This window comes from Sulfuriferula nivalis (assembly GCF_009937995.1).
Lineage (GTDB): Bacteria > Pseudomonadota > Gammaproteobacteria > Burkholderiales > Sulfuriferulaceae > Sulfuriferula > Sulfuriferula nivalis.
In genome coordinates this window covers 3,020,285-3,046,908 of record NZ_AP021881.1, presented here as the reverse complement: position 1 = coordinate 3,046,908, position 26,624 = coordinate 3,020,285, and the positions used below count along the sequence as shown (strand labels likewise).

The 26,624-nt window shown below is 45.6% G+C and carries 28 protein-coding genes; 19 read left to right on the top strand and 9 right to left on the bottom strand.

Annotation, left to right across the window (positions count from 1 at the left end; all coding sequences use genetic code 11):
• Position 1 precedes the first annotated feature (1 nt).
• The gene (locus tag SFSGTM_RS14960) at positions 2-910 is read right to left on the bottom strand and encodes a PP2C family protein-serine/threonine phosphatase (RefSeq protein WP_162085861.1); all 909 of its coding nucleotides are present in this window, start codon (positions 908-910) and stop codon (positions 2-4) included.
• A 20-nt stretch (positions 911-930) separates the two neighbouring features.
• Complete coding sequence (locus SFSGTM_RS14955; protein WP_162085860.1) at positions 931-1,872, bottom strand: serine/threonine protein kinase; 942 nt, start codon at positions 1,870-1,872, stop codon at positions 931-933.
• Between the two features lie 75 nt (positions 1,873-1,947).
• On the opposite strand from SFSGTM_RS14955, the gene SFSGTM_RS14950 reads away from it, so the two are divergent.
• Complete coding sequence (locus tag SFSGTM_RS14950) at positions 1,948-2,811, top strand: YicC/YloC family endoribonuclease (protein WP_162085859.1); 864 nt, start codon at positions 1,948-1,950, stop codon at positions 2,809-2,811.
• Between the two features lie 68 nt (positions 2,812-2,879).
• Here the strand turns inward: SFSGTM_RS14950 and SFSGTM_RS14945 are convergent, their stop codons facing one another.
• Both SFSGTM_RS14945 and SFSGTM_RS17340 read right to left on the bottom strand, forming a co-directional pair.
• Positions 2,880-3,368, bottom strand: a complete 489-nt coding sequence (locus SFSGTM_RS14945) for a DsrE family protein (RefSeq protein WP_162085858.1) — start codon at positions 3,366-3,368, stop codon at positions 2,880-2,882.
• Between the two features lie 173 nt (positions 3,369-3,541).
• Positions 3,542-3,742: a DUF1289 domain-containing protein gene (locus tag SFSGTM_RS17340; protein WP_162085857.1), complete on the bottom strand. Its 201-nt coding sequence runs from the start codon at positions 3,740-3,742 to the stop codon at positions 3,542-3,544.
• Positions 3,743-3,757: 15 nt separating this feature from the next.
• Here SFSGTM_RS17340 and gmk point away from each other — a divergent pair, with 15 nt between their 5' ends.
• From gmk to SFSGTM_RS14920, 4 genes are all read left to right on the top strand, one after another.
• A complete protein-coding gene (gene gmk / locus SFSGTM_RS14935) occupies positions 3,758-4,366 on the top strand; it encodes a guanylate kinase (protein ID WP_162085856.1) in 609 nt (202 codons plus the stop codon).
• Positions 4,367-4,374: 8 nt separating this feature from the next.
• On the top strand, positions 4,375-4,581 hold the full coding sequence (rpoZ, locus tag SFSGTM_RS14930; RefSeq protein WP_162085855.1) for a DNA-directed RNA polymerase subunit omega: 207 nt from the start codon (positions 4,375-4,377) through the stop codon (positions 4,579-4,581).
• A gap of 15 nt (positions 4,582-4,596) precedes the next feature.
• Positions 4,597-6,732 (top strand): RelA/SpoT family protein, encoded by a 2,136-nt coding sequence (locus tag SFSGTM_RS14925; RefSeq protein WP_162085854.1) that lies wholly within the window; start codon positions 4,597-4,599, stop codon positions 6,730-6,732.
• A gap of 211 nt (positions 6,733-6,943) precedes the next feature.
• On the top strand, positions 6,944-8,095 hold the full coding sequence (locus tag SFSGTM_RS14920; RefSeq protein ID WP_162085853.1) for a D-alanyl-D-alanine carboxypeptidase family protein: 1,152 nt from the start codon (positions 6,944-6,946) through the stop codon (positions 8,093-8,095).
• A gap of 116 nt (positions 8,096-8,211) precedes the next feature.
• On the opposite strand, the gene SFSGTM_RS14915 is transcribed toward SFSGTM_RS14920, so the two are convergent.
• Positions 8,212-8,445, bottom strand: a complete 234-nt coding sequence (locus SFSGTM_RS14915) for an ATP-binding protein (RefSeq protein WP_162085852.1) — start codon at positions 8,443-8,445, stop codon at positions 8,212-8,214.
• Positions 8,446-8,639: 194 nt separating this feature from the next.
• On the opposite strand from SFSGTM_RS14915, the gene SFSGTM_RS14910 reads away from it, so the two are divergent.
• The 14 genes from SFSGTM_RS14910 to ccoS all read left to right on the top strand — a co-directional run bounded on the left by SFSGTM_RS14910 (position 8,640) and on the right by ccoS (position 22,792).
• On the top strand, positions 8,640-9,020 hold the full coding sequence (locus SFSGTM_RS14910; RefSeq protein WP_162085851.1) for a RidA family protein: 381 nt from the start codon (positions 8,640-8,642) through the stop codon (positions 9,018-9,020).
• A 6-nt stretch (positions 9,021-9,026) separates the two neighbouring features.
• A complete protein-coding gene (gene recG, locus SFSGTM_RS14905) occupies positions 9,027-11,057 on the top strand; it encodes an ATP-dependent DNA helicase RecG (protein ID WP_162085850.1) in 2,031 nt (676 codons plus the stop codon).
• Between the two features lie 71 nt (positions 11,058-11,128).
• A complete protein-coding gene (locus tag SFSGTM_RS14900) occupies positions 11,129-11,935 on the top strand; it encodes a phosphate/phosphite/phosphonate ABC transporter substrate-binding protein (protein ID WP_162085849.1) in 807 nt (268 codons plus the stop codon).
• 4 nt (positions 11,936-11,939) lie between these two features.
• A complete protein-coding gene (locus SFSGTM_RS14895) occupies positions 11,940-12,461 on the top strand; it encodes a chorismate--pyruvate lyase family protein (protein ID WP_162085848.1) in 522 nt (173 codons plus the stop codon).
• Positions 12,458-13,315, top strand: coding sequence for a 4-hydroxybenzoate octaprenyltransferase (ubiA, locus tag SFSGTM_RS14890; protein WP_162085847.1), 858 nt, complete (start codon positions 12,458-12,460; stop codon positions 13,313-13,315). The genes SFSGTM_RS14895 and ubiA overlap by 4 nt, the downstream gene beginning before the upstream one ends.
• Positions 13,316-13,319: 4 nt before the next feature.
• On the top strand, positions 13,320-13,778 hold the full coding sequence (locus SFSGTM_RS14885) for an RrF2 family transcriptional regulator (protein ID WP_162085846.1): 459 nt from the start codon (positions 13,320-13,322) through the stop codon (positions 13,776-13,778).
• 1 nt (position 13,779) lies between these two features.
• Positions 13,780-14,361, top strand: a complete 582-nt coding sequence (locus SFSGTM_RS14880; protein WP_162085845.1) for an SCO family protein — start codon at positions 13,780-13,782, stop codon at positions 14,359-14,361.
• A 150-nt stretch (positions 14,362-14,511) separates the two neighbouring features.
• A complete protein-coding gene (gene ccoN, locus SFSGTM_RS14875; RefSeq protein ID WP_162085844.1) occupies positions 14,512-15,975 on the top strand; it encodes a cytochrome-c oxidase, cbb3-type subunit I in 1,464 nt (487 codons plus the stop codon).
• A gap of 14 nt (positions 15,976-15,989) precedes the next feature.
• A complete protein-coding gene (gene ccoO / locus SFSGTM_RS14870) occupies positions 15,990-16,733 on the top strand; it encodes a cytochrome-c oxidase, cbb3-type subunit II (RefSeq protein ID WP_162085843.1) in 744 nt (247 codons plus the stop codon).
• 200 nt (positions 16,734-16,933) lie between these two features.
• Entirely contained in the window at positions 16,934-17,854 is a 921-nt protein-coding gene (gene ccoP, locus SFSGTM_RS14860) for a cytochrome-c oxidase, cbb3-type subunit III (protein WP_162085841.1), read from the top strand.
• Between the two features lie 83 nt (positions 17,855-17,937).
• Entirely contained in the window at positions 17,938-19,374 is a 1,437-nt protein-coding gene (gene ccoG / locus SFSGTM_RS14855; RefSeq protein WP_162085840.1) for a cytochrome c oxidase accessory protein CcoG, read from the top strand.
• A 206-nt stretch (positions 19,375-19,580) separates the two neighbouring features.
• Entirely contained in the window at positions 19,581-20,165 is a 585-nt protein-coding gene (locus SFSGTM_RS14850) for a FixH family protein (protein ID WP_162085839.1), read from the top strand.
• Positions 20,166-22,580 carry a heavy metal translocating P-type ATPase gene (locus tag SFSGTM_RS14845; RefSeq protein ID WP_232525995.1) on the top strand — a complete coding sequence of 805 codons (2,415 nt, stop codon included), beginning with the start codon at positions 20,166-20,168 and terminating at the stop codon, positions 22,578-22,580.
• Between the two features lie 8 nt (positions 22,581-22,588).
• Positions 22,589-22,792, top strand: coding sequence for a cbb3-type cytochrome oxidase assembly protein CcoS (ccoS, locus tag SFSGTM_RS14840; RefSeq protein ID WP_162085838.1), 204 nt, complete (start codon positions 22,589-22,591; stop codon positions 22,790-22,792).
• Between the two features lie 227 nt (positions 22,793-23,019).
• Here the strand turns inward: ccoS and rpoH are convergent, their stop codons facing one another.
• The 4 genes from rpoH to ftsY all read right to left on the bottom strand — a co-directional run bounded on the left by rpoH (position 23,020) and on the right by ftsY (position 26,549).
• Positions 23,020-23,871: an RNA polymerase sigma factor RpoH gene (gene rpoH, locus SFSGTM_RS14835; protein WP_162085837.1), complete on the bottom strand. Its 852-nt coding sequence runs from the start codon at positions 23,869-23,871 to the stop codon at positions 23,020-23,022.
• Positions 23,872-23,941: 70 nt separating this feature from the next.
• Positions 23,942-24,844: a permease-like cell division protein FtsX gene (gene ftsX / locus SFSGTM_RS14830; RefSeq protein WP_162085836.1), complete on the bottom strand. Its 903-nt coding sequence runs from the start codon at positions 24,842-24,844 to the stop codon at positions 23,942-23,944.
• Entirely contained in the window at positions 24,841-25,488 is a 648-nt protein-coding gene (gene ftsE, locus SFSGTM_RS14825; protein ID WP_162085835.1) for a cell division ATP-binding protein FtsE, read from the bottom strand. The genes ftsX and ftsE overlap by 4 nt, the downstream gene beginning before the upstream one ends.
• A complete protein-coding gene (ftsY, locus tag SFSGTM_RS14820; RefSeq protein ID WP_162085834.1) occupies positions 25,485-26,549 on the bottom strand; it encodes a signal recognition particle-docking protein FtsY in 1,065 nt (354 codons plus the stop codon). Before ftsY ends, ftsE begins: the two co-directional genes overlap by 4 nt.
• Positions 26,550-26,624 lie beyond the last annotated feature (75 nt).

Sequence of the window (26,624 nt, the reverse complement as noted above, 5' to 3'; positions counted from 1 at the left end):
CTTAAGGATTATTCTCGGAGAATTTTTTGATGGTATTTTGTATTTCCGCAATTGCCCGTTCAACTTCATCTTCTGCTAAGTCTGCAGAAGATGGCGTGAATTCATCCATTTTGGTAGTGAACGTGTTAATTGGCATGGCAACAGTAGAAACCGATTGGCTATCATTGGTGTCATGAGACTCCCAGGTCATTGCTATCACCGACAGGTTGTCACCATGACGACCTGCACGCAATTCTGCATGATCCATGAGGAATTCTATGGCGCGGGCAAGCGGGAAAGTGCGTAATGTTGTAGCAATTTGTTCAGTGGTCAGCATGCCCCATAATCCATCGGTGCACATTAAAATTGAATCCTGTTCTGCTAGAGGCATGGGGCGGGAAATTTCAATTTCGGGAACGAGGTAGCCACCCAGGCAATTGTATACTTTGTTGCGATCTGGGTGTATTTTCATCTCATCTTCTGTGATCAAGCCGTCATCACACAATTGCTGAACGGTGGAATGGTCGTTAGTGCGAGCGACTAACCCATTGTCACTGAATAAATATAAGCGGGAATCACCAACGTGTGCCCACCATGCCGTGTCATCTTGCACTACACATGCTACGCAGGTAGTATGCGGTGCTTCTGGCAGTTTTTCTTTGCGAGTGTATTCGTTGATTGCATCGTGAGCACGTTGAATTGCACCATGCAAAAAACTGGCAGGATCGCGTAATTTTGGTCTAGTGTGTTTCTGAAAGGTTTCAGCCAATACTTTGACGGTAATTTGTGCTGCAATCTCACCATGTAAATGCCCCCCCATGCCGTCTGCCACCACCATCAGGAGCGCATCACGACTGTAAGAATAGGCAATGCGATCCTGATTGTAGCGACGGCCACCTTGTCGACTTGCTTGATAGATAGAAAAACGCATGGGGTTCTCGACTCAGAAAATTAAAAAATATCTTTGTATAAGGTATTGCGTAAATTTTCTAACAATGTCGGCGGTTTGATAACCAGATCTTTGGTTTCCATAATCGCCTTTTGTAATGAAAAAACGCTTTGAGGTCTGGCTAGATGATCTAATTGTAAGCATTCATCAACAATAGCCAGCATTTCATGAGAATACTTTCCCTGCCAGGCTTTGGTGGCCGGGATTAACTTGTCATTAAGCAATCGCACATCAGCCGCTATCGGTGGGCCGCCAGCCAGACAGGCATACATGGTCGCACCTATACTATAAATGTCCGTCCAAGGCCCCATTTGTGTCGGGTCGGTATACTGTTCGGGTGCAGCAAAACCAGGTGTGTACATAGTCATCATTTTGGGCTGTTCTTTAGTCAGCGTCTGCCGGGCAGCACCAAAATCTATCAGTACAGGTGAGCCGTCCATGCGAATGTAAATGTTGGATGGCTTAATATCCAGATGTAGCAGTTTCTGGGTATGTACTTCACGTAAGCCATTTAATAACTCTGCAAAAACCCTGCGGATAAAACTTTCTCGAATATCACCACGATGTGAGCGGATAAATTCTTGTAATGTTTTGCCGCGTTCATAGCGCATCACCATATAAACAGTGTCATTGGCACGGAAGAAATTTTCCACGCGTACTACGTTAGGGTGCAAAATGCGCGCGAGCGAGCGACCTTCTTCGAAAAAGAAGCGCATGCCATAGCGGAAAGTTTGCAGATTATCATCTGCAATCGGGACGACCAAATCGTTTTCACCGCGCTTTACCAAGCTGCCAGGTAAATACTCTTTAATCGCAACGGCCTGATCATTGGCATCATAAGCTAAATACACTAAGCTAAAGCCGCCGCCGCCGATTTTACGGACGATACGGTAGTCCATAAGCTGATAACCGTTAGGCAATGCATTGTTTGGTTGCGCGGACATGGATGGGCTATGTGTGATCAAACTTAGCTAAAATGTAATTTTCGGGATTATCCGACATAAAGTAAAGGAAGTTTTGTGATTAATAGCATGACAGGATACGCCACGGCGACATTAAATCAAAATGGGCAAGCACTTAGTCTGGATTTGCGCTGCGTTAATTCACGTTATCTGGAATGGCATTTTCGTGCAGGTGACGAATTTCGTGCGCTGGAATCAGCTTTGCGTGAGCGTGCCCAGCAGCTCATCACTCGCGGTAAGCTGGAGTGCCGTATTAGTTTGAGTGCTGGCAATAACGCTGAAAGTGATGCGCAATTGAACGAGTCAGTATTGCAACAGTTGGCTGATTTGTCTCAACAAGTTTCAGCGCAATTTACTCAGGCAACAACTCTTAGTGTTGCAGAAATTTTACGCTGGCCCGGTGTGTTAAGTGCAGCTACAACTTGGACAGATTTACCTGCGGCCTGTAATGAATTATTTAATCAAGCATTGGCCGCCTTGATATTGAGCAGGCAGGCAGAAGGCGAAAAGCTTGCGGCGCATATTGTTGAGCGACTGGATGCTATGCAGGCACAGATTGTGCAGATACAGCCACATTTGCCTGCCATTATGAGTGCATATCAGATCAAAATTAAACAGCGTTTTATGGAATTGGTAGGGAATGGAGAAGATGAGCGCATCGCGCAGGAAGTGGCGTTGTTTGCGCAGAAGATAGACGTTGATGAAGAGTTGTCGCGTTTACAAATGCATATTCAGGCGGTGCGCGATATGCTGAAAAAAGGTGGAGTGGTCGGGAAACGGCTAGATTTTATGATGCAAGAGCTCAATCGTGAGGCAAATACGTTAGGCTCAAAATCGGTCAGCGTAGAAACCACGCAAGTGGCGATGGAGTTGAAAGTATTGATAGAGCAAATGCGTGAGCAGATACAAAATATTGAGTAGATTGCAGGATCAAGTTAGCGATGGGGCAATTGAACTGAGTACCCGCATCGCTGATTGTTGAAACTGAGTTATTTTTCCAGCAGTGTAGTGACGATGGGGTTGTAACCTAAAGATTCATAATGAGCCAGAGATGGAAATGCGCCAGAATTGACAGTGGCTGGGTTTTTTTCACTAAGCCCTATCATATCTGCCGGTTTTAAACCGGCTCCGCGCACGGAGTTGCCGCAATACTCTATGTGTACACCCTTTTGCGCAAGCTCTACCCAGTTATCAACTATACCTTGATGGTCGAGATAGTTTTTCTTGGCAAATGTGGTTATGCCTGGGCCCTCAATAATGACGATGAGTTGCGTACCAGGGTGAGACAGGATGCGTGCCGCAACTGTTGCGCCAAAACCTGTGCTGGCGGGGCTTTCCGCTTTTAGATCCATGACGATTTTAAGATTGGTAAATTGTTCGGTGTGGTGATCTATTGCCGTGCCGCCCGGTGCAAAGCCGTCATCTTCACCCGCTATGGCAGATGCTGCTGGTAGTGCGGTCAGTGCTATTGCGAGCATAAATATACGTTTTTTAGTTATGAAACACATGGGAAACACTTTCTTTGAAATGGGGTGTATGCAAGAGTGTGATGCTGGCATTTAAGTTCCGATGACTTAATTCAGGTGGCCGAATTGCTTCGGTTTGCGTTGTCGGATTTTTATAATATGGAAATTACGGTATTATTCGAGGCTTAATTGTGCTGCGTGCGTGTTCGTATGGTGTCTAACGTGTTAATGCGTTTCCATATGGCGAGTTTTTGTTCGTTAGAGTAAAACAACCATTGATCTACTTCGGCCTGGGTGCGCCCGCAGCCTTTACAGATAGCATCTCCCAGGCTGCAAGAACAGTAGCCTATACAGGGTGAATCAGGAACGCTGGTCGAATTGGACATAAATAAGGGAAATATATGACTGGAAATCTGCTCATTCTAACTGCTCCTTCGGGGGCAGGCAAAACCAGTTTGGTTCATGCATTGCTGGAGCGAGATGCGCACGTTCGATTGTCTATTTCTTATACAACGCGAGCGCCCAGACCTGGTGAAGTGCATGGACAGGATTATCATTTTGTCAGCGTCGGTGAATTTATGGCGATGCACGCTGATGGGGCTTTTCTGGAAAGTGCCGAGGTTTACGGCAATCATTATGGTACGTCAGAACAATGGATACGCGAGGCATTGACGACTGGGCAGGATGTTTTGTTAGAGATTGATTGGCAAGGGGCAGAACAAGTTAGACGATTATTCGCTGATGCCGTAGGTATTTTCATTGTGCCACCATCGTTAGTTGTGTTGCAGCAACGTTTACAGGGTCGAGGGCAAGATAGTGCTGAAGTTGTCGAACGTCGCTTAGCAGCGGCGCGTGAGGATATAAGCCATATGGGCGAGTTCGACTATGTTATCATTAACGATGATTTTGATACTGCATTAGCTGATTTGCAGGCAGTGTTAAGGGCATGTCGTTTACGCGTGAATGATCAGCGTGCACGTCATGCGGAATTATTTACTTCATTAAGTTAGGAATCAGAATGGCACGTATTTCAGTAGAAGATTGCATGGTAAATATTAACAATCGTTTTGAATTGACTTTGGCAGCAACTTATCGTGCACGTCAATTGGCCAATGGGCATACGCCTAAAGTTGAAGCGGGTCGTGATAAGCCGACTGTGTTGGCCTTGAAAGAAATCGCTGCTGGTGAAGTAGGTCGTGAAATTCTGAATCGCGGTCGTGCATAATAAGACTGCGTTATCATGCCTGAACTTGAGCAAATCAGCCCGGAATTAAGCTATTTAAAAGCTGAGGATGCTGCTCAGGTACAGGCTGCGTTTGAGTATAGTCGTGCCGCGCATGAAGGTCAGTTTCGCAAAAGCGGAGAAGCCTATATTAGTCATCCTGTCGCTGTGGCGGGAATTTTGGCGCAATGGCATCTGGATGCACAAGCCTTAATGGCTGCCTTATTGCATGACGTGGTGGAAGATACACCAACCACCAAAGAAGAAATAGCTGCGCTATTTGGTAAGCCAGTTGCCGATCTGGTTGATGGTGTTTCCAAGTTAGATAAAATTGAATTCCAGACAGCTGTCCACGCACAAGCGGAAAATTTCCGCAAAATGTTGCTGGCGATGGCGCGAGATGTACGCGTTATCCTGATTAAATTGGCTGACCGCTTGCATAATATGCGGACGCTGGATTCAATGGCGCCAGAAAAACAGCGCCGTATTGCGCAAGAGACGGTGGATATTTATGCGCCGATTGCTAATCGCCTGGGGCTGAATAGCCTGTATCAAGAACTCGATGATTTGAGTTTCCATTATCTTTACCCTAATCGTTATCGTGTATTGGCCCAGGCAGTCAAAGCTGCACGTGGTAATCGGCGAGAGGTGATAGAAAAGGTGCGTGAAGCTATTGGCCATAAACTGGCTGATGGTAAAGTCGATGCGCTGGTAACCGGTCGCGAAAAGCACTTGTTCAGTATTTACAAGAAAATGCAGGAAAAATCCTTGGCATTTTCTGAAGTCTTTGATATTTATGGTTTTCGTGTGCTGGTTAACGATATCCCTTCCTGTTATCTCGCGCTGGGCTGTCTGCATGGTTTATATAAACCTATCCCCGGTAAATTCAAAGATTACATTGCCATACCTAAAGCCAATGGTTATCAGTCGTTACACACTACATTGTTTGGTCCATTTGGTACGCCAATAGAAATCCAGATCCGCACCCATGATATGCACAAGCTTGCCGAGGCAGGCGTGGCGTCGCATTGGTTGTATAAAACCAGTGATGCTACTATCAATGATGTACAGCAGAAGACGCATCAATGGTTGCAGTCATTGTTGGAAATACAAGAAGGTGGCGGGGATTCGGCGGAGTTTCTGGAGCACATTAAAGTCGATTTATTCCCTGACGAAGTTTATGTGTTTACGCCTAAAGGCAAAATTTTGTCTTTACCACGTGGTGCGACGGCAGTCGATTTTGCTTATGCGGTGCATACTGATGTAGGTAATCATTGTACTGCGGTTAAAGTTAATGGCGAATTGATGCCCATGCGTACATTGTTGCGTAATGGTGATCAGGTAGAAGTGGTAACCTCGCCTAATGCGCGACCTAACCCGGCCTGGGTAAATTTTGTCGTTTCTGGTAAGGCGCGTGCTCATATCCGTCATTATTTGCGCACCATGCATGCTGAAGAATCGGTAGTGCTGGGTGAACGGCTACTCAATCAGGCCTTCCGTGCATTGGGTGCAGACCCTACGCAGATACGTCCAAGTTGCTGGGATCGCGTACATAAGGAAACGGGTAAAACTCGCGAAGAAGTGTTAACGGATATCGGCCTGGGTAAACGACTCAATATCGTTGTCGCTCGACAATTAATGATGCAGGAGCAGAACTTGCCGAATCCTCGTCAGCACGGCGCAATCACTATTCGTGGTTCCGAAGGGGTAGCGGTGCAGCTGGCTAAATGTTGTAGCCCTATTCCTGGCGACCCGATTATTGCGTTTGTTAAGTCTGATCAAGGCCTAGTGATTCATACTCACGACTGTAGCGCGATTAAACATTATCGTGATGATCCAGATAAATGGCTGGATGTGGAGTGGGAACCTGATCTGCATAAAATGTTTGATGTGAATATCAAACTTATCGTTCTCAATCAGCGTGGCGTACTTGCTAAACTTGCGGCCGCAATTGCTGATGAAGGCTCGAATATCGACAATGTTTCAATGGAAGAGGAAGACGGCAGTCAATACACTACCATCCACTTCACTTTGCAAGTCGAGCAGCGTATGCATCTCGCGCGTATTATGCGGGCGTTGCGTCGCTTACCTGAGGTTGTACGCATTATGCGTGTCAAAAATCGTAATAAGGATAGTCGCGCTAATACGCAGTAATGCTGTTATCTATTCGAATTGCCTGAGAACTAGGCACTCTGTTTTGTATGTCATCGCGTTGAAAGCCAAATTGGGTAAGATTAAATGAGGGTGTGTTGATTTTTTCAGCACTAAATCTGCCGAGTGGTGTCTGTTATCACAGTGAGTTTGTGCTTGCCAAGTTGTGCTTAGCGTTTACAGAAATTTAATCTATTAATATAAGGGGATGTTTATGCAGTTATTTTCTTCGTCGCGTGTTGTTGGTGCGTTATTGTGTGGTGTGTTGCTGAAAACTAGCGCTATCGCGGCCCCCCTTCCTGCTATCCCTGATGCACCGGACGTAGATGCACGTAATTACGTTTTAGTGGACCCAGCATCTAGACAAATATTGGCTGCTCGTGAAGCTGAGCAGAAAGTCCCACCCGCCAGTCTGACCAAATTGATGACTGCATATATTACTTTGCAGTCATTGGCACAAGGTCGGTTAAAACTGGATCAATCTGTTCCTGTCAGCGTGGCCGCGTGGAAGGCTGGCGGGTCAACTATGTTCCTGCAGCCTGATTTGCCTGCAACGGTAGAGCAGATGATACAGGGCATGGTAGTGGTGTCTGGGAATGATGCGGCTGTGGCGCTGGCTGAAACTATTGCGGGTAATGCGGATAGTTTTGTGCAGATGATGAATGCAACAGCAGCTCAGCTGGGCATGACGCATACCCATTTTGATAACGTAGATGGCCTGCCAACGCCGACTCATTTAGTCAGCGCGCATGACATTGCTATTTTGACGGAAGATATTATTCGCCAGTATCCACAGTATCTACATTATTTTGGTGAAAAATCTTTTACATATAATAAGGTAACGCAAGCGAACTGGAATCCGTTAGTGTTTAGTGACACTACCGTGACGGGGATGAAAACCGGCCATACGGATGAGGCGGGATATTGTCTGGATGCAACTGCCACACGTAAAGGCCGTCATTTGATTGCCGTGGTGCTTGGTTCTAGCTCAAGGACAGGGAGTGCGAAAGCGGCTGAGGCGTTGCTAAATTATGGATATAATTTCTTTGAAACGCGACGTGCCTATAGTGCGTCCCAAGCAATTGTTACTGTGCGCAAGAATCAGGCAAGCCCTGCCCAGATTACGATCGGCAGTTTAAAGGATGTGTGGGTGAGTGTTCCCAATGGACGTTATCCTCAACTAACATCTAGCGCGACTGTTTTTCAGCAGATACCGCTACCACTGAAGCGCGGTCAGCGAGTTGGTACGCTCATTTTGAGCATGGATGGCAAGGAAGTTACTCGCGTACCATTGGTATCATTGCAGAATATTGAGAAGGCGGGCTGGTTTGGACGCATTGTGAATATTGTTCGTGGCCTGTTTTAAGGCTGCGCGAGAACCCCAAAGTCCCGTTGATGTCGGTCTCTCGTCCGTTGCTTATTTCTTCACTCCATGGGTACGCTGTTCCCACAGCGCGCCGCTCATAAGCCACACCAAGTAAACTACAGACCGACAGAAAACGCATGTACACCATGATTGGTGACATGTTTTAGTATCTCGCTTGAGCGGGCGCAATCTGTATCATAAGCAACCATTAGCAAGTGATTTGTTTTTGAGGGTGATCCTGCGCTGACCACGCAAGCGTGTTCACGCACAGCATCGGTCATATCATTCATCTCCTGTTCAGTTAATGTTTCCTGAATGTGGATGATGAAGTCTGAAATGAACATGTCCATGATAATTCTCCTTTGATCTATATGCATCGTAAGACAATGTATACACATATATATAGCACAAATCCGATAAATATCCAGAATTTATAGTAATTGATTCTGGAATGGGGGTTGGGTTAAAAGTAAGGTCGTAAAGGGTTTTTTGGTCTTAGTTTGATGGGTGTTATAGTTATATTTTTAATACGTTGAGAATGGCTATGAGCAAGCAAATTATTAGCACAGATGCGGCACCAGCAGCAATAGGTACATATTCACAAGCGGTGAAAGTGGGTGATACGGTTTATCTGTCTGGGCAAATTGGGTTGAATCCAGCAACTATGCAAATGGTTGATGGCGTGGAAGCGCAGATACATCAGGTATTTAAAAATCTGCAGGCGGTAACTGTGGCGGCGGGCGGTAGCTTGGCGGATATTGTGAAGCTGAATGTTTTTTTAACGGATTTAGGTAATTTTGCTAAGGTAAATGAAATCATGGCTGAATATTTTGTCGCACCCTATCCTGCACGGGCGGCAGTAGGTGTTGCGGCGCTGCCTCGTGGCGCGGCAGTTGAGGCTGATGGAGTGATGGCACTAGGATAGTTGGTTATGGCGACTGCATCCGTAGATATGACCGCTGCGCTGCCAGCGGTTTTTGCTAAATTAGGTTTAGCGCGATATGCAGACTTGCTGCTGCATTTGCCGTTGCGTTATGAGGACGAGACTCGCATTACGCCTATTGCTAATATTCTGCATGGGCAATTAGCGCAAGTGCAGGGTGTGGTGACACATTGTGAAGTGCAATACAAACCACGGAAACAGCTGGTCGCGCGTATACAAGATGCAGAAGGCGAATTGAGTTTGCGATTTTTGCATTTTTACGGCAGCCAAACCAAGCAATTTACGATAGGCAATATTATCCGTGCTGTGGGCGAGGCACGAAGTGGTTTTTTTGGGCTGGAAATGGTGCATCCACGCTGCCGTGTGGTGAGTGTGGATATGGGTTTGCCAGAAAGTTTGACGCCTGTATATCCTGCCGCAGCGGGCGTGTCGCAGACGCTATTGCGTAAGCAAATTGGTCTGGTATTGGCGCAGGCAGATTTGACGGATAGCCTGCCTGATACGGTGCTTGAGCAATTCCAGTTGCTGGATTTCGCTGCAAGTGTGCGGGCTTTACATCACCCACCTCCCGATGTCGCATTGAGTGCGTTAATTGATAAAACCCATGCCGCCTGGCGACGAATTAAATTTGATGAGTTGTTAGCGCAGCAGTTATCGTTGCGACTCGCTCGGCAGTCACGACGGGCTTTAGGTGCGCCATCCATCAGTACGACCTCGGATTTTCCCCAGCGACTACTGGCAAACCTGCCTTTTGCTTTGACGCATGCACAACAGCGGGTTTGGCATGAAATTCGTGATGATATGGGAGTGGACTATCCCATGCAGCGTTTATTGCAAGGTGATGTGGGTAGCGGTAAAACGGTGGTGGCAGCGTTAGCCGCAGCGCAGGCAATTGGCGGTGGTTATCAGGCAGCCTTTATGGCACCAACCGAAATCTTGGCTGAACAGCATTATTACAAATTACAATCGTGGTTTTCGCCACTGGGTGTGAAGGTGGCTTGGCTGACCGGGAGTTTAAGTAAGAGGGCCAAGCAAATCGCAATGGATGAATTGGCATCTGGTGAGGCGATGTTGGCGGCAGGTACGCATGCATTATTTCAAGAGCAAGTGCAATTCCATCAGTTAGGACTGGCCGTGATTGATGAGCAGCATCGTTTTGGCGTAGCACAGCGCTTGGCGTTGCGACAGAAAGGCGTACAGCCGCATCAGCTGATGATGAGTGCAACGCCGATACCACGGACTTTGTCGATGAGTTATTACGCGGATCTTGATGTTTCGGTGATAGATGAGTTGCCGCCTGGGCGCACACCTATCGTGACTAAGCTGGTCAGTGATGCGCGACGTGAAGAATTGGTTGGCTGGGTGCGTGATAAGTGTAACCAGGGCGGTCAGGTATATTGGGTGTGTCCATTAATTGAAGAATCTGAAAAACTGCAATTACAAACTGCAATAGATACTCATGCGGCATTGTCGGCGGCATTGCCAGGGGTGGGCGTAGGATTAGTGCATGGACGTATGAGTGGTCGTGATAAAGCTGCGGTCATGACGCAATTTTCGTCAGGGGAACTGGGCCTGTTAGTGGCGACTACGGTGATCGAAGTCGGGGTGGATGTGCCTAATGCCTCATTGATGGTGATAGAGCACGCAGAACGTATGGGGCTGGCGCAATTGCATCAGTTGCGTGGTCGGGTCGGGCGTGGCGCGGCGAAGAGTGCGTGTGTGCTGTTATATCAGCAACCATTGTCACAGCTGGCACGGGCGCGGCTAAAAGTAATCTTTGAAAGTTCGGACGGGTTTTATATTGCCAGAGAGGATTTGGCGTTGCGTGGTCCTGGTGAGTTTTTGGGTGCGCGGCAATCAGGTGCACCAATGTTGCGGTATGCGAATTTGGCAGAGGATGTTGAACTGCTAGAGCAGGCACAAGTTGCAGCAGCTGATATGCTGTTACATTATCCGGATGCGGTGCAGGTGCATATTGCGCGTTGGCTGGGTGTGCAGCAAGAGTTTGGGAAAGCTTGAGTAGCCGCACAGCCGTAATTAAAATCACATGTTACAATCTTGCGGATTGATTATAAAAAAGGGGCGTCATAATGAAGAAATGGTTGTTAGCATTAGGTTTGTTTTTGGTAGTGGTGTCAGCACAAGCTGCAGATACAATATTTATTGGTTTTCTTGACTATAACCGTAGCCCGATACAGGCCGTGCAGGATGCGCGAGGATTTACTGCCTATTTAAGTCGGGTGTTAGGCGCACCTGTCAAGATAGATGTGTCACGCAGCTATGACAAGCTTATGCTCGAAGCAAAGCAGAAGCGTTTTGGTTTAATGTTTGGGCCAGCTACTTTTGTGATGGATGCTTATGCAAACGCTGGCTATGAGCCTATCGTGCGAGTACCTGGGCAGATAGCGGCTACGTTTGTTGCGCCGTCGTCTTCTGGGATAGCGTTTCCGGAAGATATGAAGGGTAAGCGGATAGGGTTTACAGACAAAGAGTCCATGGTGACACTGTTGGCTATGGCGAAGCTGCGTGATTTGAAAATTAATCCTGCGACTTATTTTAAGAGTGTCACTTACTACAGTGATATTGACGCGCTATACACTGCATTTAAGTACCATTTGATAGACATCGGGGTGCCGAACGCAGGTGTTTATGAAATGTGGAATAACAGTGGTGGTATGGACTTTAATATGATAATTCAGAGTGAGGGTGGTCCGCATTTGACCTTTGCAGTTCGTGGTGATTATCCACCAGAGTTTAAGCAGAAAATATCTCAGGCGCTGCTTAATGCAGACAAAGATCAATTTGCGATGCAAAGTTTTCGTGGTGCAGGTATTCCTAAATTTGAACCGGTGGATATGACGGAATATAAAGCCATGATGAATTATATTAAACGATGATGTAATGACGAGTTCAGTTTGGCATGAATATCCTCTAGGCGCCCCTGTTTGGTTGCGTCCTTGGTTGGTTGATCAGGGATCATTGACGCAGCGTATAACTGCACGATGTCTTGAATTTTCAGTACAAAATGTATCGTTAAGACGTGCCTATGCATATAGTGATGAATTTGCATTGGTAGGCCGGCGGCGGCACAGTTTATTGAGGGATGTGTCGTTGTGCTGTGCTGATAAACCAGTAGTTTACGCGCACAGTGTTTTGCCTTATGCCAGTATGGTAGGCGCTTGGGCGCGACTGAGGCGGTTGGGCAACCGCCCGTTGGGTGCGGCTTTGTTTGTTAACCCGAAAGTATATCGTGAGTCGTTGCAGTTCAGACGGCTGGATAGCCGGCATCCTTTATGGTCGGCAGCAGTAAGGCGTATGGTTGAGCCACCTCAATCTTTGTGGGCGCGCCGCTCAGTCTTTGTTTTGGCGTCAAAACAGATTTTGGTGACGGAAGTGTTTTTACCAGCGATTAGATATTTATGACTTTAATTGAGCGTCTTGAGCAATATGAAAAACTGATGCGCCTGGATAAGCCCATCGGAATATTGTTATTGCTGTGGCCAACCTTATGGGGCTTGTGGTTTGCATCTGCTGGGCACCCATCATGGTGGGTGATGTGGATATTCTTGCTCGGTACTGTGCTTATGCGTTCGGCGGGATGTGTGGTGAATGATTACGCGGATCGCGATATTGACCCGCATGTGTCTCGTACTAAGCATCGTCCTTTGGCTGCTGGGCGCATTTCTTCAAAAGAAGCGCTGTTATTGGCGGCAGGATTATCCATATTGGCTTTTTTGCTTATTCTTCCCCTTAACCGGTTAGTGATTTGGTTGTCTATACCGGCAGTGGCATTGGCGGCAAGTTACCCATATACCAAGCGTTTTTTTGCGATCCCTCAGGCATATTTGGGTGTGGCATTTGGGTTTGGCATCCCTATGGTATATGCTGCGACACAGGGCATGGTGCCAGTGCAAGCTTGGTGGCTATTGTTAGCTAATGTTTTTTGGGCTGTGGCGTATGATACTGAGTACGCCATGGTAGATAGGGCTGATGATTTGAAAATAGGGATTAAAACTTCAGCGATTACTTTTGGGCGATTTGATGTTGCCGCAGTTATGTTGTCTTATGTGATTGCGCTTGGATTGCTGGCAGCAGTGGGCTGGCAGTATCATCGGGGCGCGCCTTTTTTTCTGGGATTGATCGTTGCAGGAATTATTGCGGGCTATCATTATTATTTGATACGCGATCGTGATCCGGCAAAGTGCTTTAGGGCGTTTTTACATAATAATTGGTTGGGTGCGGTGGTGTTTTTAGGCTTATTGATAGATTATAGGTGATGCGGTGATACTTTCTCGAACTAGCCAGTACGCGGTGCAGGCAATGATTTATATGGCTACACAGCCACCCAATACACCTGTGCTGAACAAAGACATTGCGGAACGATTAAACGTTCCGGCACCCTATTTGGCCAAAATTTTGCAAGCGATGAGTAAGGGCGGATTATTGTCATCTTTTCGTGGGCGGTTAGGTGGGTTTTGTTTGCGGGAACCGGCTGCGCAAATTTCATTGATGCGGTTGTTACAATTAACGGAGGGCGCTGATTTCACGCAAAGTTGTTTGCTAGGATTGAAGCGTTGTAGTGATGAGACTGCATGCCCTGTGCATGCGCGTTGGTTGCCTATTAAAGAAAAAGTGATAGAGATGCTAAATCAAATGACGTTGGCTGATTTAGCCGTTGCTGTGCAAACGGGACGTTATCGATTGGCAGATATGCCTTTAGTCGCAATGGCGCAAGTGTGATATGCATAAATTTTGGCTGCTGCTGGCTTTGGCTGGGTGTGGTCCGGTCGCGCCAACAGTGGTGCCGCTAAAAAATACAGTTGCCGAAGATGTAACTGGTGCCAAATATGCTCAGGCCTTTGATCTGACAGATCATAATGGGCGTCATCGAGCCTTATCGGACTTCCACGGTAAAGTAGTGGCGGTGTTCTTTGGATATACCCATTGCCCTGATGTTTGCCCCACTACTTTGTATGATTTTGCCCAGGCTATGACGCTGTTAGGTAAGAATGCAAATAAAGTTCAAGTGCTATTCATTACGCTAGATCCAGCAAGAGACACTCAAGATAAATTGGCGCAATTTGTTCCAGCGTTTAACCCGAATTTTTTAGGGCTATATACGGACGTTGAGCATACTTCAACATTGGCAAAAGAGTTTAATGTTTATTATCGTCAGCAACCTGTTGATGCATCGGGTAATTATGCGATGGATCATAGTGCGTTTGCTTACATCTATGACGCTGATGGGCGATTGCGATTGCGGATGCCTTATGGTGAGGTGCCCTCAGATATAGCCAGTGATATCCGGCAGTTAATAAGATAAAAATATCCTTAATAATTGGGTATTTAAGAAATTTATGGAACCAATTTAAAAAATGATAAACATAAAAGCTTGCGTGCGGCATATTGCCGCAGGTAAAATGCCGAAGTTAGTATATTCTTTTCCATAGATACAGCGGCGTAGGAGACTCCCATGGCGGCTACAGAAGTAAGTAGTTTAGAGCAGTACAATTTTGACATAGTTAAGAAATTCTCAATCATGGCCGTAGTTTGGGGCTTGATAGGGATGTCAGTTGGCGTGTACATAGCGTCTGAACTGGCGTGGCCTTTCTTGAACTTTGATATTCCTTATATTACTTTTGGTCGTTTACGTCCAGTGCATACAAGCGCGGTGATTTTTGGTTTTGGTGGTAGTGCATTATTTGCTACTTCATATTATGTAGTGCAGCGTACCTGTCAGGCACGTTTAATTAGCGATGGCATGGCAACCTTTACTTTCTGGGGTTGGCAGGCAGCAATTATGCTGGGCGGTATCAGCTATATGCTGGGCTACAGTCAGGCGCGTGAGTACGCCGAGATGGAATGGCCTATTGATATCCTGGTTGAAGTGGTGTGGGTAACTTATCTGGCCTTGTTCGTAGGCACTATAATGCGCCGTAAGCAGCCGCATATCTATGTTGCAAACTGGTTCTTCCTGGCGTTTATTCTGGCTACTGCTTTATTGCATACATTTAACAATTTAGCTGTGCCTGTAAGCTTGTTCTCGATGAAATCTTATAGTTTGTTTTCCGGTGTGCAGGACGCAATGACACAGTGGTGGTATGGCCATAATGCAGTAGGCTTCTTCTTGACAGCTGCGTTCTTGGGAATGATGTATTACTTCGTACCTAAACAAGCTGGTCGTCCTATATTCTCATATCGTTTGTCTATCATCCACTTCTGGGCGCTAGGTTTCTTGTATATGTGGGTTGGTGCGCATCACTTGCATTGGACTGCTTTACCAGACTGGACTTCAACGCTTGCTGCAACATTCTCTATTATGCTGTTGTTGCCATCATGGGGCGGTATGATTAACGGGATTATGACTTTGTCAGGTGCTTGGGATAAATTGCGTACAGATCCAATTATGCGTTTCCTGATTGTGGCGTTGTCATTCTATGGTATGTCCACATTTGAAGGTCCATTAATGGCGCTGAAAGATGTGAATGCGTTGTCCCACTACACTGACTGGACTGTAGGTCACGTGCACTCAGGTGCTTTGGGCTGGGTTGCAATGGTTAGTTTTGGATCGCTTTACCACATGATTCCTAAATTGTGGAATACCAAAATGTGGAGCCAAAAGATGATAGAGGTACATTTCTGGTTCGCTACCATAGGTGTGTTGTTGTATATCACGGCTATGTGGATATCAGGTATTACCCAAGGTTTGATGTGGCGTGCATTTGATCAATACGGCAATTTGCAGTACTCGTTTGTTGAGTCTGTGGCTGCTATGCACCCATTCTATGCAATGCGTGCAATTGGCGGAATGTTCTTTGTGACTGGTATGTTGATGATGTTTATCAACGTAATGGTTACTGTACGCAAAGCTGTGCGGGCTGAAGCTGCAACACGCGCAGCTGGTCACGCTAAAATAACTGGCATGGCCAGTGCTTAATAAGGAGAACGTATATGTTTAATTTCAAGCATGAATGGATAGAAACTAACGTTGGTCTTTTGTTAGTGCTGACTATGTTGGCGATTAGTGTGGGTGGTTTGGTGGAGATTGCGCCGCTGTTCTTTATTAAAGATACAGTTGAAAAGGTTGATGGGGTTCGTCCATATACACCTTTAGAACAACGTGGACGTGATATCTATCAACGTGAAGGCTGCTATTTGTGCCATTCACAAATGATACGTCCATTCCGGGATGAGGCTCTGCGTTATGGCCATTATTCATTAGCGGCTGAGTCACAGTATGATCATCCATTCCAATGGGGTTCAAAGCGTACCGGTCCTGATTTGGCACGTGTGGGTAAAAAGTACTCCAACGAATGGCAGGTCGCGCATTTGAACAATCCAAAATCTATGGTTCCGCAGTCTGTAATGCCAAATTTCCCATGGTTATTGAAAACAGAGCTTGATTATTCTGATATAACCGATCGTATGATGGCGTTGCGTGCAGTAGGTGTGCCTTATTCATTGAATAAAACTGAATATGAAGCTAACGTTAAGAAATTTGGTGCAGATACGGCAAAATTACTTAATATTGCGGATGCACGTAAGAATCTGATTGCGCAGGCTCAAGAAAATAACTATGACGGTGATAATTCAAATATTACTGAAATGGATGCATTAGTTGCTTATTTGCAAGTGCTAGGCACTATGGTTGATTTCCGTAAATATGATGACGATGAGTTCGTCAAATATCGTTAAGTTAGGAATTTGATAATGGAATGGCTAAATTGGTTTTCTTCGTTTGAACATACTAAACCTGTTGCACTGGTGATCTTATTTGTCACTTTTGTGTTCATAATGTTGTACGTGTTTGGTGATAAAAAACGAAGTGAACGGTTAGAAACATACAAGGATATGCCATTCCTAGATGATGAGACCGAGATCAAGGAAGATAAAAAATGAATCAGAAAACAGGACAGAAGCCAGCACCGCAAACTACGGGTCATGCTTGGGATGGCGATTTGCAAGAATATAATAATCCAGTGCCTACATGGTGGTTGGTTTCTTTCTACATCAGTGTGGCAGCGGCTGTTATATATTGGTTTCTTTACCCGGCATGGCCAATAGGTGGCAGTTATACAAAAGGTTTTGATACGATTACCTACGTGAATGACAAGGGCGTTACAAAAACAACACATTGGAATACTCGTGCGTTGTTAATGAAAGAGACCAACGAGGCCGTAACAGCGCAAAAGCCGTATTATACAAAAGTGGCAGATACGCCATTTGAGAAAATTACGAAAGATCCTGAGTTGGACAGCTTTGTGGTATCAGCAGGTAAGCAATTGTTTTCTGACAACTGCGCGGCTTGCCATCAGCAAGGTGGTGCGGGTAAGGTTGGGTTTGCTCCGAACTTGACAGATGATGATTGGCTGTATGGTGGTGAATTTGCTAAAATTCAGCAAACAATTACTCATGGCCGTCACGGTTACATGCCGCCTTTCGCAGAAGTTCTGGATGATAAGCAGGTTTCACAGTTAGCTGATTATGTATTGAGCTTATCAAAAATTGCAGTTGACCCTGTCAGTGCACAAGCTGGTAACGCATTATTCCACTCAGAAACAGCAGCGTGCTACTACTGCCACGGTGATAATGCGCATGGTCGACAAGAAATTGGTTCTGCTAATTTAACAGATAGAATCTGGTTGTGGGCTAATGTTCCAGGCGCTGATACAATTGCTGATAAAGAGGCTGCAGTAAAGAATGTGATTCGTAAGGGTTTGAACAAGGGTGTAATGCCCGCTTGGCAAGATCGTTTGTCAGCTGATCAAATCAAATTGTTAACTGTGTATGTGCATGAATTGGGTGGCGGTAAGTAAGATTGCTGACAGCTATGAGCATTTATAATCAGTAAACGTAATAGCCCCCGCTTCATGCGGGGGTTTTGCATTGTGGAGATGAAATGACGACAGGAACAGAGCAACCAATTGAGTTTTATGAGAAGCGTATGCCTATTGTTACGCGTTCAGTAAAGGGTAAATTCCGTAACTTTAAAACTGCAGTTTTAGTATTGGCATATACGGTGTATTTTGGTTTGCCATGGTTGCCTTGGCATAGACATGATGCGGCATCACAAGCGGTGATGTTTGATATGGATGGGCGCCGTTTTTTCATATTCGATTTAGTTGTATATCCACAGAATGTATTCTGGTTAGCAATACTCTTATTTATAGCTGCTGCGATATTGTTTTTTGCAACAACATTAATTGGTCGGGCATTTTGCGGCTATTTCTGTTTCCAGACTTTGTGGACTGATTTGTTTATATGGGTGGAACAATTCATACAAGGTGAGCGTCCAGCTCGATTGCGGTTGCAAAAGCAGGATTGGAATGCAGAAAAGATTTTCAAAGTGGGTGGAACACACTTAATCTGGCTGCTGATTGCATTCTGGACTGGTATTACATTTGTATTGTATTTTGGATATGCCCCGGATTTATTAAAGCGATTTTTCACAGGTGATGCAGCCAGTGCAGCCTATATCGGTGTGCTTGGATTAGGACTAAGCACATACGCGGCAGCTGCATTTATGCGTGAACAGATATGTGCGTATATTTGTCCCTATGGACGTTTTCAAAGTGTAATGTACGAACCTGAGACATTAGCAGTTGCGTATGACGTTCGGAGAGGTGAGGGTGAAAAAGGCAGAATTTCGCCTAGAGGTGAGTTGAAGAGCAGGGAAACACGTATTGAACAAGGTCATGGAGATTGTATAGATTGCGGCTTTTGCGTGCAGGTTTGCCCGGCAGGTATTGATATACGCGATGGTTTGCAATACAAGTGTATATCGTGTGGATTGTGTATAGACGCATGCAATAATATAATGGATTCAATGGGTTACCCTAAGGGTTTAATACGATACGACTCCGAGGCGAATTTGGCTTTGGAAACTCCCAAGCCCCCAGCTATAAGTTGGAAGCGTTGGAAAGCTGCGGGATATTTGATTGCGATATTGGTTATGACTTTTGGTTTGTTATATAGCATTAGCCAGAGGACTGAGTTTGAAGAGAGTGTGCAGCAGATTCGACAACCCTTGTTTGTGATTTTGTCTAGTGGGGAAATTAGAAACAGGTATCAAATTAGACTGACAAATAAAACTGATAGAGATGCGGTTTATAGTATTAGTGCTAAAAATTTACCGCCACAGGCTTTGGATTTAGGTGGTATGGAAAATGTCACAGTGCATAGCGGTAAGAGTGTTATCGTGCAGGCAAGCGTAAAGCTAGAGCCTGAATTAGCAGAAAAATACGAACATTTCACTTTTGTAATTCAGTCATTAACCAACCCTGCTGATCGTAGTGAAGAGTCAGCAAACTTTTACAATGAGCATAATCACACATGAGTCTAATTCAAACATTATTTGGCGGCGTTGTTGCAGTAGTATTAATACATCTGATATTAGGTAAGTTTGGTATTGCCAATTATTGGAGAGGTGTTGTGTCAGGTGCTTTAGTCAGTATCGCTATATTGGCGTATAGCATGATTCAGGGTCTGAGTTTAGACACCGTATCGATACACTTGGCGGTTTTTTTATCTACAGCAACGGCTATGACGCTGCTGACTGGTGCCAAGAAAGAACCATCAAACCGTATGCACTGGATTCCTAAAATTTTTATAGGATTTTTCATGGTGTTATTTGTAGTTGATGGTTCCTTTGTATCCATATCCAGTAAGGGGGTATCTACACAGGTTGCTAGCTGGTTTTTACCGAAAGCAAATATTAAGCCTGTATACACAGCATTTTCCGGTGTAACCCGACATGATGAACATGCCGGTGCACCTGAAGCAGAGCAGCTTAAAAAGTTGAACAGTTTGCAAACTTTGGGATGGAAAATCGAGATTGACGGGGTAAATAATTTAATTGCAGGTGAGAAATTAACCAATGCGATTGTGGTGAATTTACACGATAAACAAAATCAGCCAATTTTGAATGCAGATGTACAGGTTAGGTTTTTCCGGGCTGGGAATGTTGCTGCTGTTGCCGAGAGCCGATTGGATGATGGAGGATTGGGTCAATATAATGGACAGTTTACGATCCCACATTCAGGTACATGGATAATGCGCACAGAGATAGAGGCTGAAGGTAAGAGGCTAGAAGTTGATCGTGATGTGTTGGCCAAAAAGGCGGGTTGATTGATAGATTCAACTTCGTGCTATCACTGTGGTCAAACGATACCACCTAAAATAGATTATCGAGTAAAGATAGCAGGTCATGAACATGGTATGTGTTGTCGTGGTTGTCAGGCGGTCGCGCAGTCTATAGTCGATAATGGCCTGGAAGCCTATTATCAGAGCAGAACAGCGATGCCTGCGAGCGGGCAAGAAGTTCTACCTGATGAAATTAAGAAACTGGCGTTATATGATCATCCTGATATTCAACGCAGTTTCGTAATTGTTTCAGGTGAAAACGCGAAAGAAGCTGTACTGATACTCGAAGGCATCACTTGTGCTGCTTGTGTTTGGTTAAACGAGCGACACATACGGCAATTAGACGGTGTTATAAGCGTCGAGGTTAATTATGCGAGTCATCGCGCACGAGTTGCCTGGGATGAGCGCAAGATAAACTTATCAACCATACTAAAAGAGATACAACTGCTAGGTTATAACGCGCATCCATATAACGCCCATCAGGCAGATAAATTACGTAAAACCAAGCACAAAAAAGATTTACAACGCATTGCTATAGCAGGAATAGCCTCCGCACAGGTGATGATGCTAGCCGTAGGATTATATGCTGGTGCCTGGTATGGTATGACGCAGGATATAATGGAGCTGCTGCGCTGGTTTAGTATGATGTTGACAATACCCGTAGCTACGTTTGCTGCAATGCCATTTTATCGTTCAGCATGGAGCGGTATAAAGTCAGGGCATCTGAATATGGATGTGCCAGTCGCGTTGGCAATAATTACAGCATTCCTAGGGAGCGTGTGGGTTACCGTGTTTGGTGGTGCACACGTTTACTATGACACCATAGGTATGTTTACCTTATTCTTACTGGCGACTAGGTTGCTGGAAACGGGTGCGCGAGAAAAGTCAGTTGAGGCAGCAGAAAATTTACTGAAGTTGCAGCCAGCTATGGCAATGCGGATAAAGGATGGGCAACAAAGTTACGTACCTGTAATGGAGCTTATGCCGGATGATTTGATTTTAGTGAAATCTGGCGAGGCAATGGCAGCAGATGGGATAGTTGTCGAAGGTGAATCAACGGCAGATGAGTCATTATTGACAGGTGAATCCCGCGCAATAATAAAAGTGCATGGAAGTGGTGTGATTGCTGGAAGTGTCAATCTCGATAGCCCGTTAGTGATCAGAGTAACAGGCGTGGGTGAAGACACTGTATTGGCGGGCATAGTTCGTTTGGTCGATAAAGCACAAGCGGAAAAGCCGAAAATCGCCCAATTGGCAGATAAGGTTGCTGCCTGGTTTACTTGGGGTTTATTGCTGTTTGCGTTGGCGGTTGGTGTTGTTTGGTTGCTAATTGACCACACGCGTGCATTTGAAATTGTGCTATCTGTGTTGGTGGTGACGTGTCCATGCGCACTGTCACTGGCAGTGCCAGCCGCATTGGCTGCTGCGGGGTCACACCTGATTAAGAAGGGTATCCTGGTTTTGCGAGGGCATGCAATGGAGACCCTTGCGCATGTGACCCACGTAGTTTTCGATAAGACGGGAACGCTGACGGTGGGGCATCCAGTAATTGTTGACATACGAGTGTTTGCAGATATATCCATCGAAGAAAGTTTAAAGATTGCGGCAAGTTTAGAACAGATATCAGAGCATCCATTAGCACGCGCCTTCGTGCATAAAGTTGAAGCGACTGAACTTTACCCAGTCATAAATGCGACTAATGTTGCGGGACAAGGTATCGCTGCTGAGATCTCAGGCGTGAGCTATACAATAGGTAACCAGGGTTATGCTTTAGCAAGTAAAGCTTATGCGATCACGGATTTGCAAATTAACTCGGAGCAAGCCACTTTGGTGTGGCTATGTGATGCAACTCGTGTGATTGCGGTCTTTGCGTTGGCAGATGATTTGAGAGTCGATGCAAAAATGGCTGTCGAACAGCTACAGTCACGAGGCATTTCAGTCAGTATATTGTCTGGTGATGCACCTCAGGCTGTCGAATACGTAGCGCGACAATTGGGAGTGACGGACTTTCTGTCGCAACAACGGCCACAGGATAAATTTGATCAACTTAAACGACTACAAGCACAGGGTGCTGTCGTAGCCATGGTGGGTGACGGTGTGAATGATGCACCTGTGTTGTCAGGTGCACAGGTTTCATTCGCAATGGGAACGGGTACGGATGTAGCAAGTCAAAGTAGTGATGTGGTACTGCTGTCCAGCAAGTTGACAGATGTAGTGGCCGCATTGGATATGGGTAAAAATACCTTGGTAGTGATGCGGCAAAATTTGATTTGGGCGGTAGTATATAATCTGACGGCGTTGCCATTTGCTGCTATGGGCTATGTTTCCCCATGGCTTGCAGCATTGGGTATGTCACTTAGTTCGTTGATAGTGGTATTAAATGCGTTGCGATTAAAATAGGTAAATTTATGACGACTTCAACTTTGGTCTTTTTATTGACTATGACCGCTATATTTATTATTTTTATGGTGCTGGGCATATTTTGGGCGATAAGAACTGGTCAGTTCGAAGATATGGAAGGTCCTGCTCAACGGATTCTAATGGATGATGATGACCCTATGTTGCCTGCAAACCGGTCAGAAGCTGATGTAGATTCCATAAAATTGCGTTAATGATGGGAAATGGTTTACAATTTGCTAATATTTTTTAGAGGGTAGTGAAATGAAAGAAATGTTATTTGGTAATAATAGTATTGTGCCATTAGGTATTACAGTGGCTTTAATTGTAACAGCATGGTTGAGCTTCTTATCTGTAGTGATCTTTGCTTAATTTGTATTAATGTATCGATCCAATAAAAAACCCGCATTAGCGGGTTTTTTATTGGATATCGAAAAACATCCTAAGCATGGAGTGCAAGTTTCATTTTTTGCATTGCTTTTTGCTCGATTTGACGCACACGCTCGGCTGAAATGCTGTACTCAGCAGCCAGTTCGTGTAATGTTGCAGGATTTTCTTCCTGCAGCCAGCGGGATTCAACTATATGCCGGCTACGCTCATCTAATGATGCCAGCGCGTTGTTTAAACCAGTACTGCTTAAGCGGTCATGTTCTGCACGGGCTAAAATTTGTGATGGCTCTGCTTCAGCGTCAGTTAAATAAGCCAAAGGACCATAAGTCTCCTCACCATCGTCATCAAATGGCTCCAGCGTGAGATCCTGACCGCTGAAGCGGGTCTCCATCTCCATAACCTCTTCACGCTTTACACCAAGTTTCTCGGCAATATCAGTGATTTCGGTTGGCGTTAAGCTGCTGCCACTGGTTTTCATGCTGCGCAGGTTAAAAAACAGTTTACGCTGACCTTTGGTGGTCGCAATTTTCACCATGCGCCAATTGCGTACGATGTATTCATGCATTTCTGCACTTATCCAGTGCATGGCAAATGACACTAAACGAACACCACGGTCAGGATCGAAACGTTTGACTGCTTTCATCAGGCCAATATTGCCTTCCTGAATTAAATCCGCTTGGGGCAAACCATAGCCTACAAACTTACGCGCCATACTTACTACAACACGTAAATGGGACAACACTAGATGTTTGGCAGCGTCAACGTCACCCTGATCGCGCAGTTGCCTGCCCAGACTCACTTCTTCTTCCAGTGTGAGCATGGGGTAGTTGTTCACCGTATGGATATAGTTTTCCAAACTGGTGGCATTGTTACTTAATGTAGGTAAATTCATAGCTGTAGTCATGTAGGTAATACCTTCTGTAATGATTTTAGCACTCTATGTAAGAGAGTGCTAGCTATAAGAAGTTCCCAACTTAGGCAAATTTTCTGATATTAGCCAGTGATCGGCTTACAGCAAAATAAGCACCAATCCAGCCCATGGCAGCTGATAGCGCGAGTAACAATAAACTGTCAGTTGGAGTTAGTACATGAATGAGCAGGTGTGTGTCATACAATTTACCAAGAGCTACAAGTTGTGGCGTAAGTAGCTGTATGCAGATAAATACAATTAACCATGCAATGATGCCGCCAAGTAAGCCCTGTATCGTACCAAAATAAAGAAAGGGGCGACGAATATATCTGTCAGTTGCGCCAATTAATTGGCTAACTTCAATCTCGGCATGGCGGGTGCTAATTTGCAGGTGTATGGTATTACTTGTAATAGCAATGAGGGCAAAAGCCAGTATCCCCGCAAGTAACATTAGCATGTTTTGTCCCAATTTCAGTAGGGCATCAAGGCGTTGTGACCATATGTGATCGGATTGAACTAGGTTAACGTCGGGAAGTTTTTCAAGCTGTGAAATTAAATTCTTAATGCTGTCGATATCATTATTAGCTGGTGTGATGATCCAGGCATCAGGCAGAGGGTTCTGTGGTAGCTCATTAATCAGCTGTCCAAGATTAAGTTGCTGTCCAATTTGCGTGAGTGCAGTTTGTTTAGGAATGAACTCTACATGGGCTACGTTAGGTAATGCAGACAACTGGGCCTTCAGTTTGGCACCATTGCTGTGTACATCCATATATACGCTAATTTCATTGGGGTTGGGCAGGTTGGCCGCGATTTCACTTGCGTTGTTGAGTATGACCAGCATGCCTGTAGGTAAACTCAGCGTGATGCCGATCGCAAATAAAGTCAACAAACTGGCAAGCGGTGTGCCCCACATTTGCTTTAATGTAGCCATAATCGCTAGTCGATGATGTATGAGCCAGGTCTTCATGAGATTACCTTGCCATGTTCCAGATGAATGACACGGCCATTGTCGATAGCAGACTGATCGTGTGTTGAAATGATAATGGTTGTGCCAGCTTGGTGGAATGCTTTAAACATCTGCATAATTTCTGTGGCGTATGCATTATCTAAATTGCCTGTTGGCTCATCAGCCAGCAATAGCGTGGGTCTGGATACGACGGCTCGAGCTATGCATACCCGTTGCTGTTCACCACCTGATAGCGCAATAGGGTTGGCTTTTTCACGTTGCAGTAATCCTACTTTATCTAATGCCGCCCGTGCACGGGCATAGGCGTCATGTCGTGAGTACCCTGCTATTTCCAAAGGCAATAGTACGTTTTGAATAACATTGCGATCGAATAAAAGTTTATGGTCTTGAAAAATCAGCCCCATATTCCGGCGTAAGTAGGGAATAGCAGCACGACGAATCTTGCTGACATTATGGTTGTTGACGTAAATTGTGCCACCGGTGGGGCGTTCTATCGAAGCGATGAGTTTGATAAGCGTACTTTTGCCTGCACCTGAATGGCCAGTGAGGAAAACCAGCTCGCCCGCTTCGATTTCCAACGTGACATTGGATAGAGCATCATGGCCACCAGGGTAGCGTTTGCTGACTTTTTCAAGACCTATCATGAAGGATTGCTTTCAAATAAAGCATGGACAAACTCACTGGCTACAAAGGGACGTAAATCATCCAAGCTTTCTCCAACGCCGATAAAACGTATCGGGTGTGGTCGAGATTTAGCAATGGCCGCGATTACCCCGCCTTTGGCAGTGCCGTCGAGCTTGGTCAGTACTAATCCAGTTACGCCCAGCACATCGTCAAAGGTTTTGACCTGGGTAACCGCATTTTGTCCCGTGTTTGCGTCCAGGACGAGGAGTACTTCGTGCGGCGCAGCAGGGTCGGTTTTCTGGATGACGCGTTTTACTTTGCGTATTTCTTCCATTAAATGTGCCTGGGTAGGCAGGCGGCCAGCTGTATCGGCTAACACGATGTCGATTCCGCGGGCACGTGCCGCGGCGATAGCATCAAAAATGACCGCAGCCGAGTCACCACCATCCTGAGCGATGACAGTCACATTGTTGCGTTCCCCCCATACCATGAGCTGTTCACGAGCTGCTGCACGGAAAGTGTCGCCAGCTGCAAGTAAGACGGATTTACCTTGTGCCTGGTAAAATTTTGCTAATTTACCTATGGTCGTAGTTTTGCCGGCACCATTTACGCCGACCATCATAATGACAAAGGGATTGTGGGTGCTGATGTCGAGTTCAGACTCCAGTGGTTGCAGTAATGTAATTAATGCGTCCTGTAGCGCACCTTGTAATTGTGCCGCTTCGGTAAGCTTGTCTTTTTTGACTCTGCTACGTAATTGATCAAGCAGTGTTTGCGTCGCTTCAATACCGACATCGGCAGTGAGGAGTATAGTTTCCAGTTCCTCGAATAAGTCTTCGTCAATTTTGCCACCCAGACTAAACAGGCCAGTTAGCTGTTTGCCTAGCTGTTCACGGGTACGTGAAAGTCCTTGTTTGAGTCGTTGTGCCCAGCTTGGTTTGCCGGGCGCCACTGCAGGCGGTACACTCAGTTCAGTTTCGGTTTCAACAATAACAGGGTCGACGAGCGGCTGAACAACTGGCAAATCTGGCGCTGTGTCCAATACTGGTTCAGGTGATTTTTTTTTGAAGAAACTAAACACGATAAGGATAGTCTTTCAATAGGTTAAATAGAATGTTATTTTATCACGCGGATTTGAGTCTGCGCGTGCTATCTC

Bases quoted from the DNA above. Each gene is read 5' to 3' on its own strand.
- SFSGTM_RS14960 (WP_162085861.1), bottom strand. From the start codon at position 910: ATGCGTTTTTCTATCTATCAAGCAAGTCGACAAGGTGGCCGTCGCTAC.
- SFSGTM_RS14955 (WP_162085860.1), bottom strand. From the start codon at position 1,872: ATGTCCGCGCAACCAAACAATGCATTGCCTAACGGTTATCAGCTTATG.
- SFSGTM_RS14945 (WP_162085858.1), bottom strand. From the start codon at position 3,368: ATGCTCGCAATAGCACTGACCGCACTACCAGCAGCATCTGCCATAGCG.
- SFSGTM_RS17340 (WP_162085857.1), bottom strand. From the start codon at position 3,742: ATGTCCAATTCGACCAGCGTTCCTGATTCACCCTGTATAGGCTACTGT.
- gmk (WP_162085856.1), top strand. From the start codon at position 3,758: ATGACTGGAAATCTGCTCATTCTAACTGCTCCTTCGGGGGCAGGCAAA.
- rpoZ (WP_162085855.1), top strand. From the start codon at position 4,375: ATGGCACGTATTTCAGTAGAAGATTGCATGGTAAATATTAACAATCGT.
- SFSGTM_RS14925 (WP_162085854.1), top strand. From the start codon at position 4,597: ATGCCTGAACTTGAGCAAATCAGCCCGGAATTAAGCTATTTAAAAGCT.
- SFSGTM_RS14920 (WP_162085853.1), top strand. From the start codon at position 6,944: ATGCAGTTATTTTCTTCGTCGCGTGTTGTTGGTGCGTTATTGTGTGGT.
- SFSGTM_RS14915 (WP_162085852.1), bottom strand. From the start codon at position 8,445: ATGGACATGTTCATTTCAGACTTCATCATCCACATTCAGGAAACATTA.
- SFSGTM_RS14910 (WP_162085851.1), top strand. From the start codon at position 8,640: ATGAGCAAGCAAATTATTAGCACAGATGCGGCACCAGCAGCAATAGGT.
- recG (WP_162085850.1), top strand. From the start codon at position 9,027: ATGGCGACTGCATCCGTAGATATGACCGCTGCGCTGCCAGCGGTTTTT.
- SFSGTM_RS14900 (WP_162085849.1), top strand. From the start codon at position 11,129: ATGAAGAAATGGTTGTTAGCATTAGGTTTGTTTTTGGTAGTGGTGTCA.
- SFSGTM_RS14895 (WP_162085848.1), top strand. From the start codon at position 11,940: ATGACGAGTTCAGTTTGGCATGAATATCCTCTAGGCGCCCCTGTTTGG.
- ubiA (WP_162085847.1), top strand. From the start codon at position 12,458: ATGACTTTAATTGAGCGTCTTGAGCAATATGAAAAACTGATGCGCCTG.
- SFSGTM_RS14880 (WP_162085845.1), top strand. From the start codon at position 13,780: ATGCATAAATTTTGGCTGCTGCTGGCTTTGGCTGGGTGTGGTCCGGTC.
- ccoN (WP_162085844.1), top strand. From the start codon at position 14,512: ATGGCGGCTACAGAAGTAAGTAGTTTAGAGCAGTACAATTTTGACATA.
- ccoO (WP_162085843.1), top strand. From the start codon at position 15,990: ATGTTTAATTTCAAGCATGAATGGATAGAAACTAACGTTGGTCTTTTG.
- ccoP (WP_162085841.1), top strand. From the start codon at position 16,934: ATGAATCAGAAAACAGGACAGAAGCCAGCACCGCAAACTACGGGTCAT.
- ccoG (WP_162085840.1), top strand. From the start codon at position 17,938: ATGACGACAGGAACAGAGCAACCAATTGAGTTTTATGAGAAGCGTATG.
- SFSGTM_RS14850 (WP_162085839.1), top strand. From the start codon at position 19,581: ATGACGCTGCTGACTGGTGCCAAGAAAGAACCATCAAACCGTATGCAC.
- ccoS (WP_162085838.1), top strand. From the start codon at position 22,589: ATGACGACTTCAACTTTGGTCTTTTTATTGACTATGACCGCTATATTT.
- rpoH (WP_162085837.1), bottom strand. From the start codon at position 23,871: ATGACTACAGCTATGAATTTACCTACATTAAGTAACAATGCCACCAGT.
- ftsX (WP_162085836.1), bottom strand. From the start codon at position 24,844: ATGAAGACCTGGCTCATACATCATCGACTAGCGATTATGGCTACATTA.
- ftsE (WP_162085835.1), bottom strand. From the start codon at position 25,488: ATGATAGGTCTTGAAAAAGTCAGCAAACGCTACCCTGGTGGCCATGAT.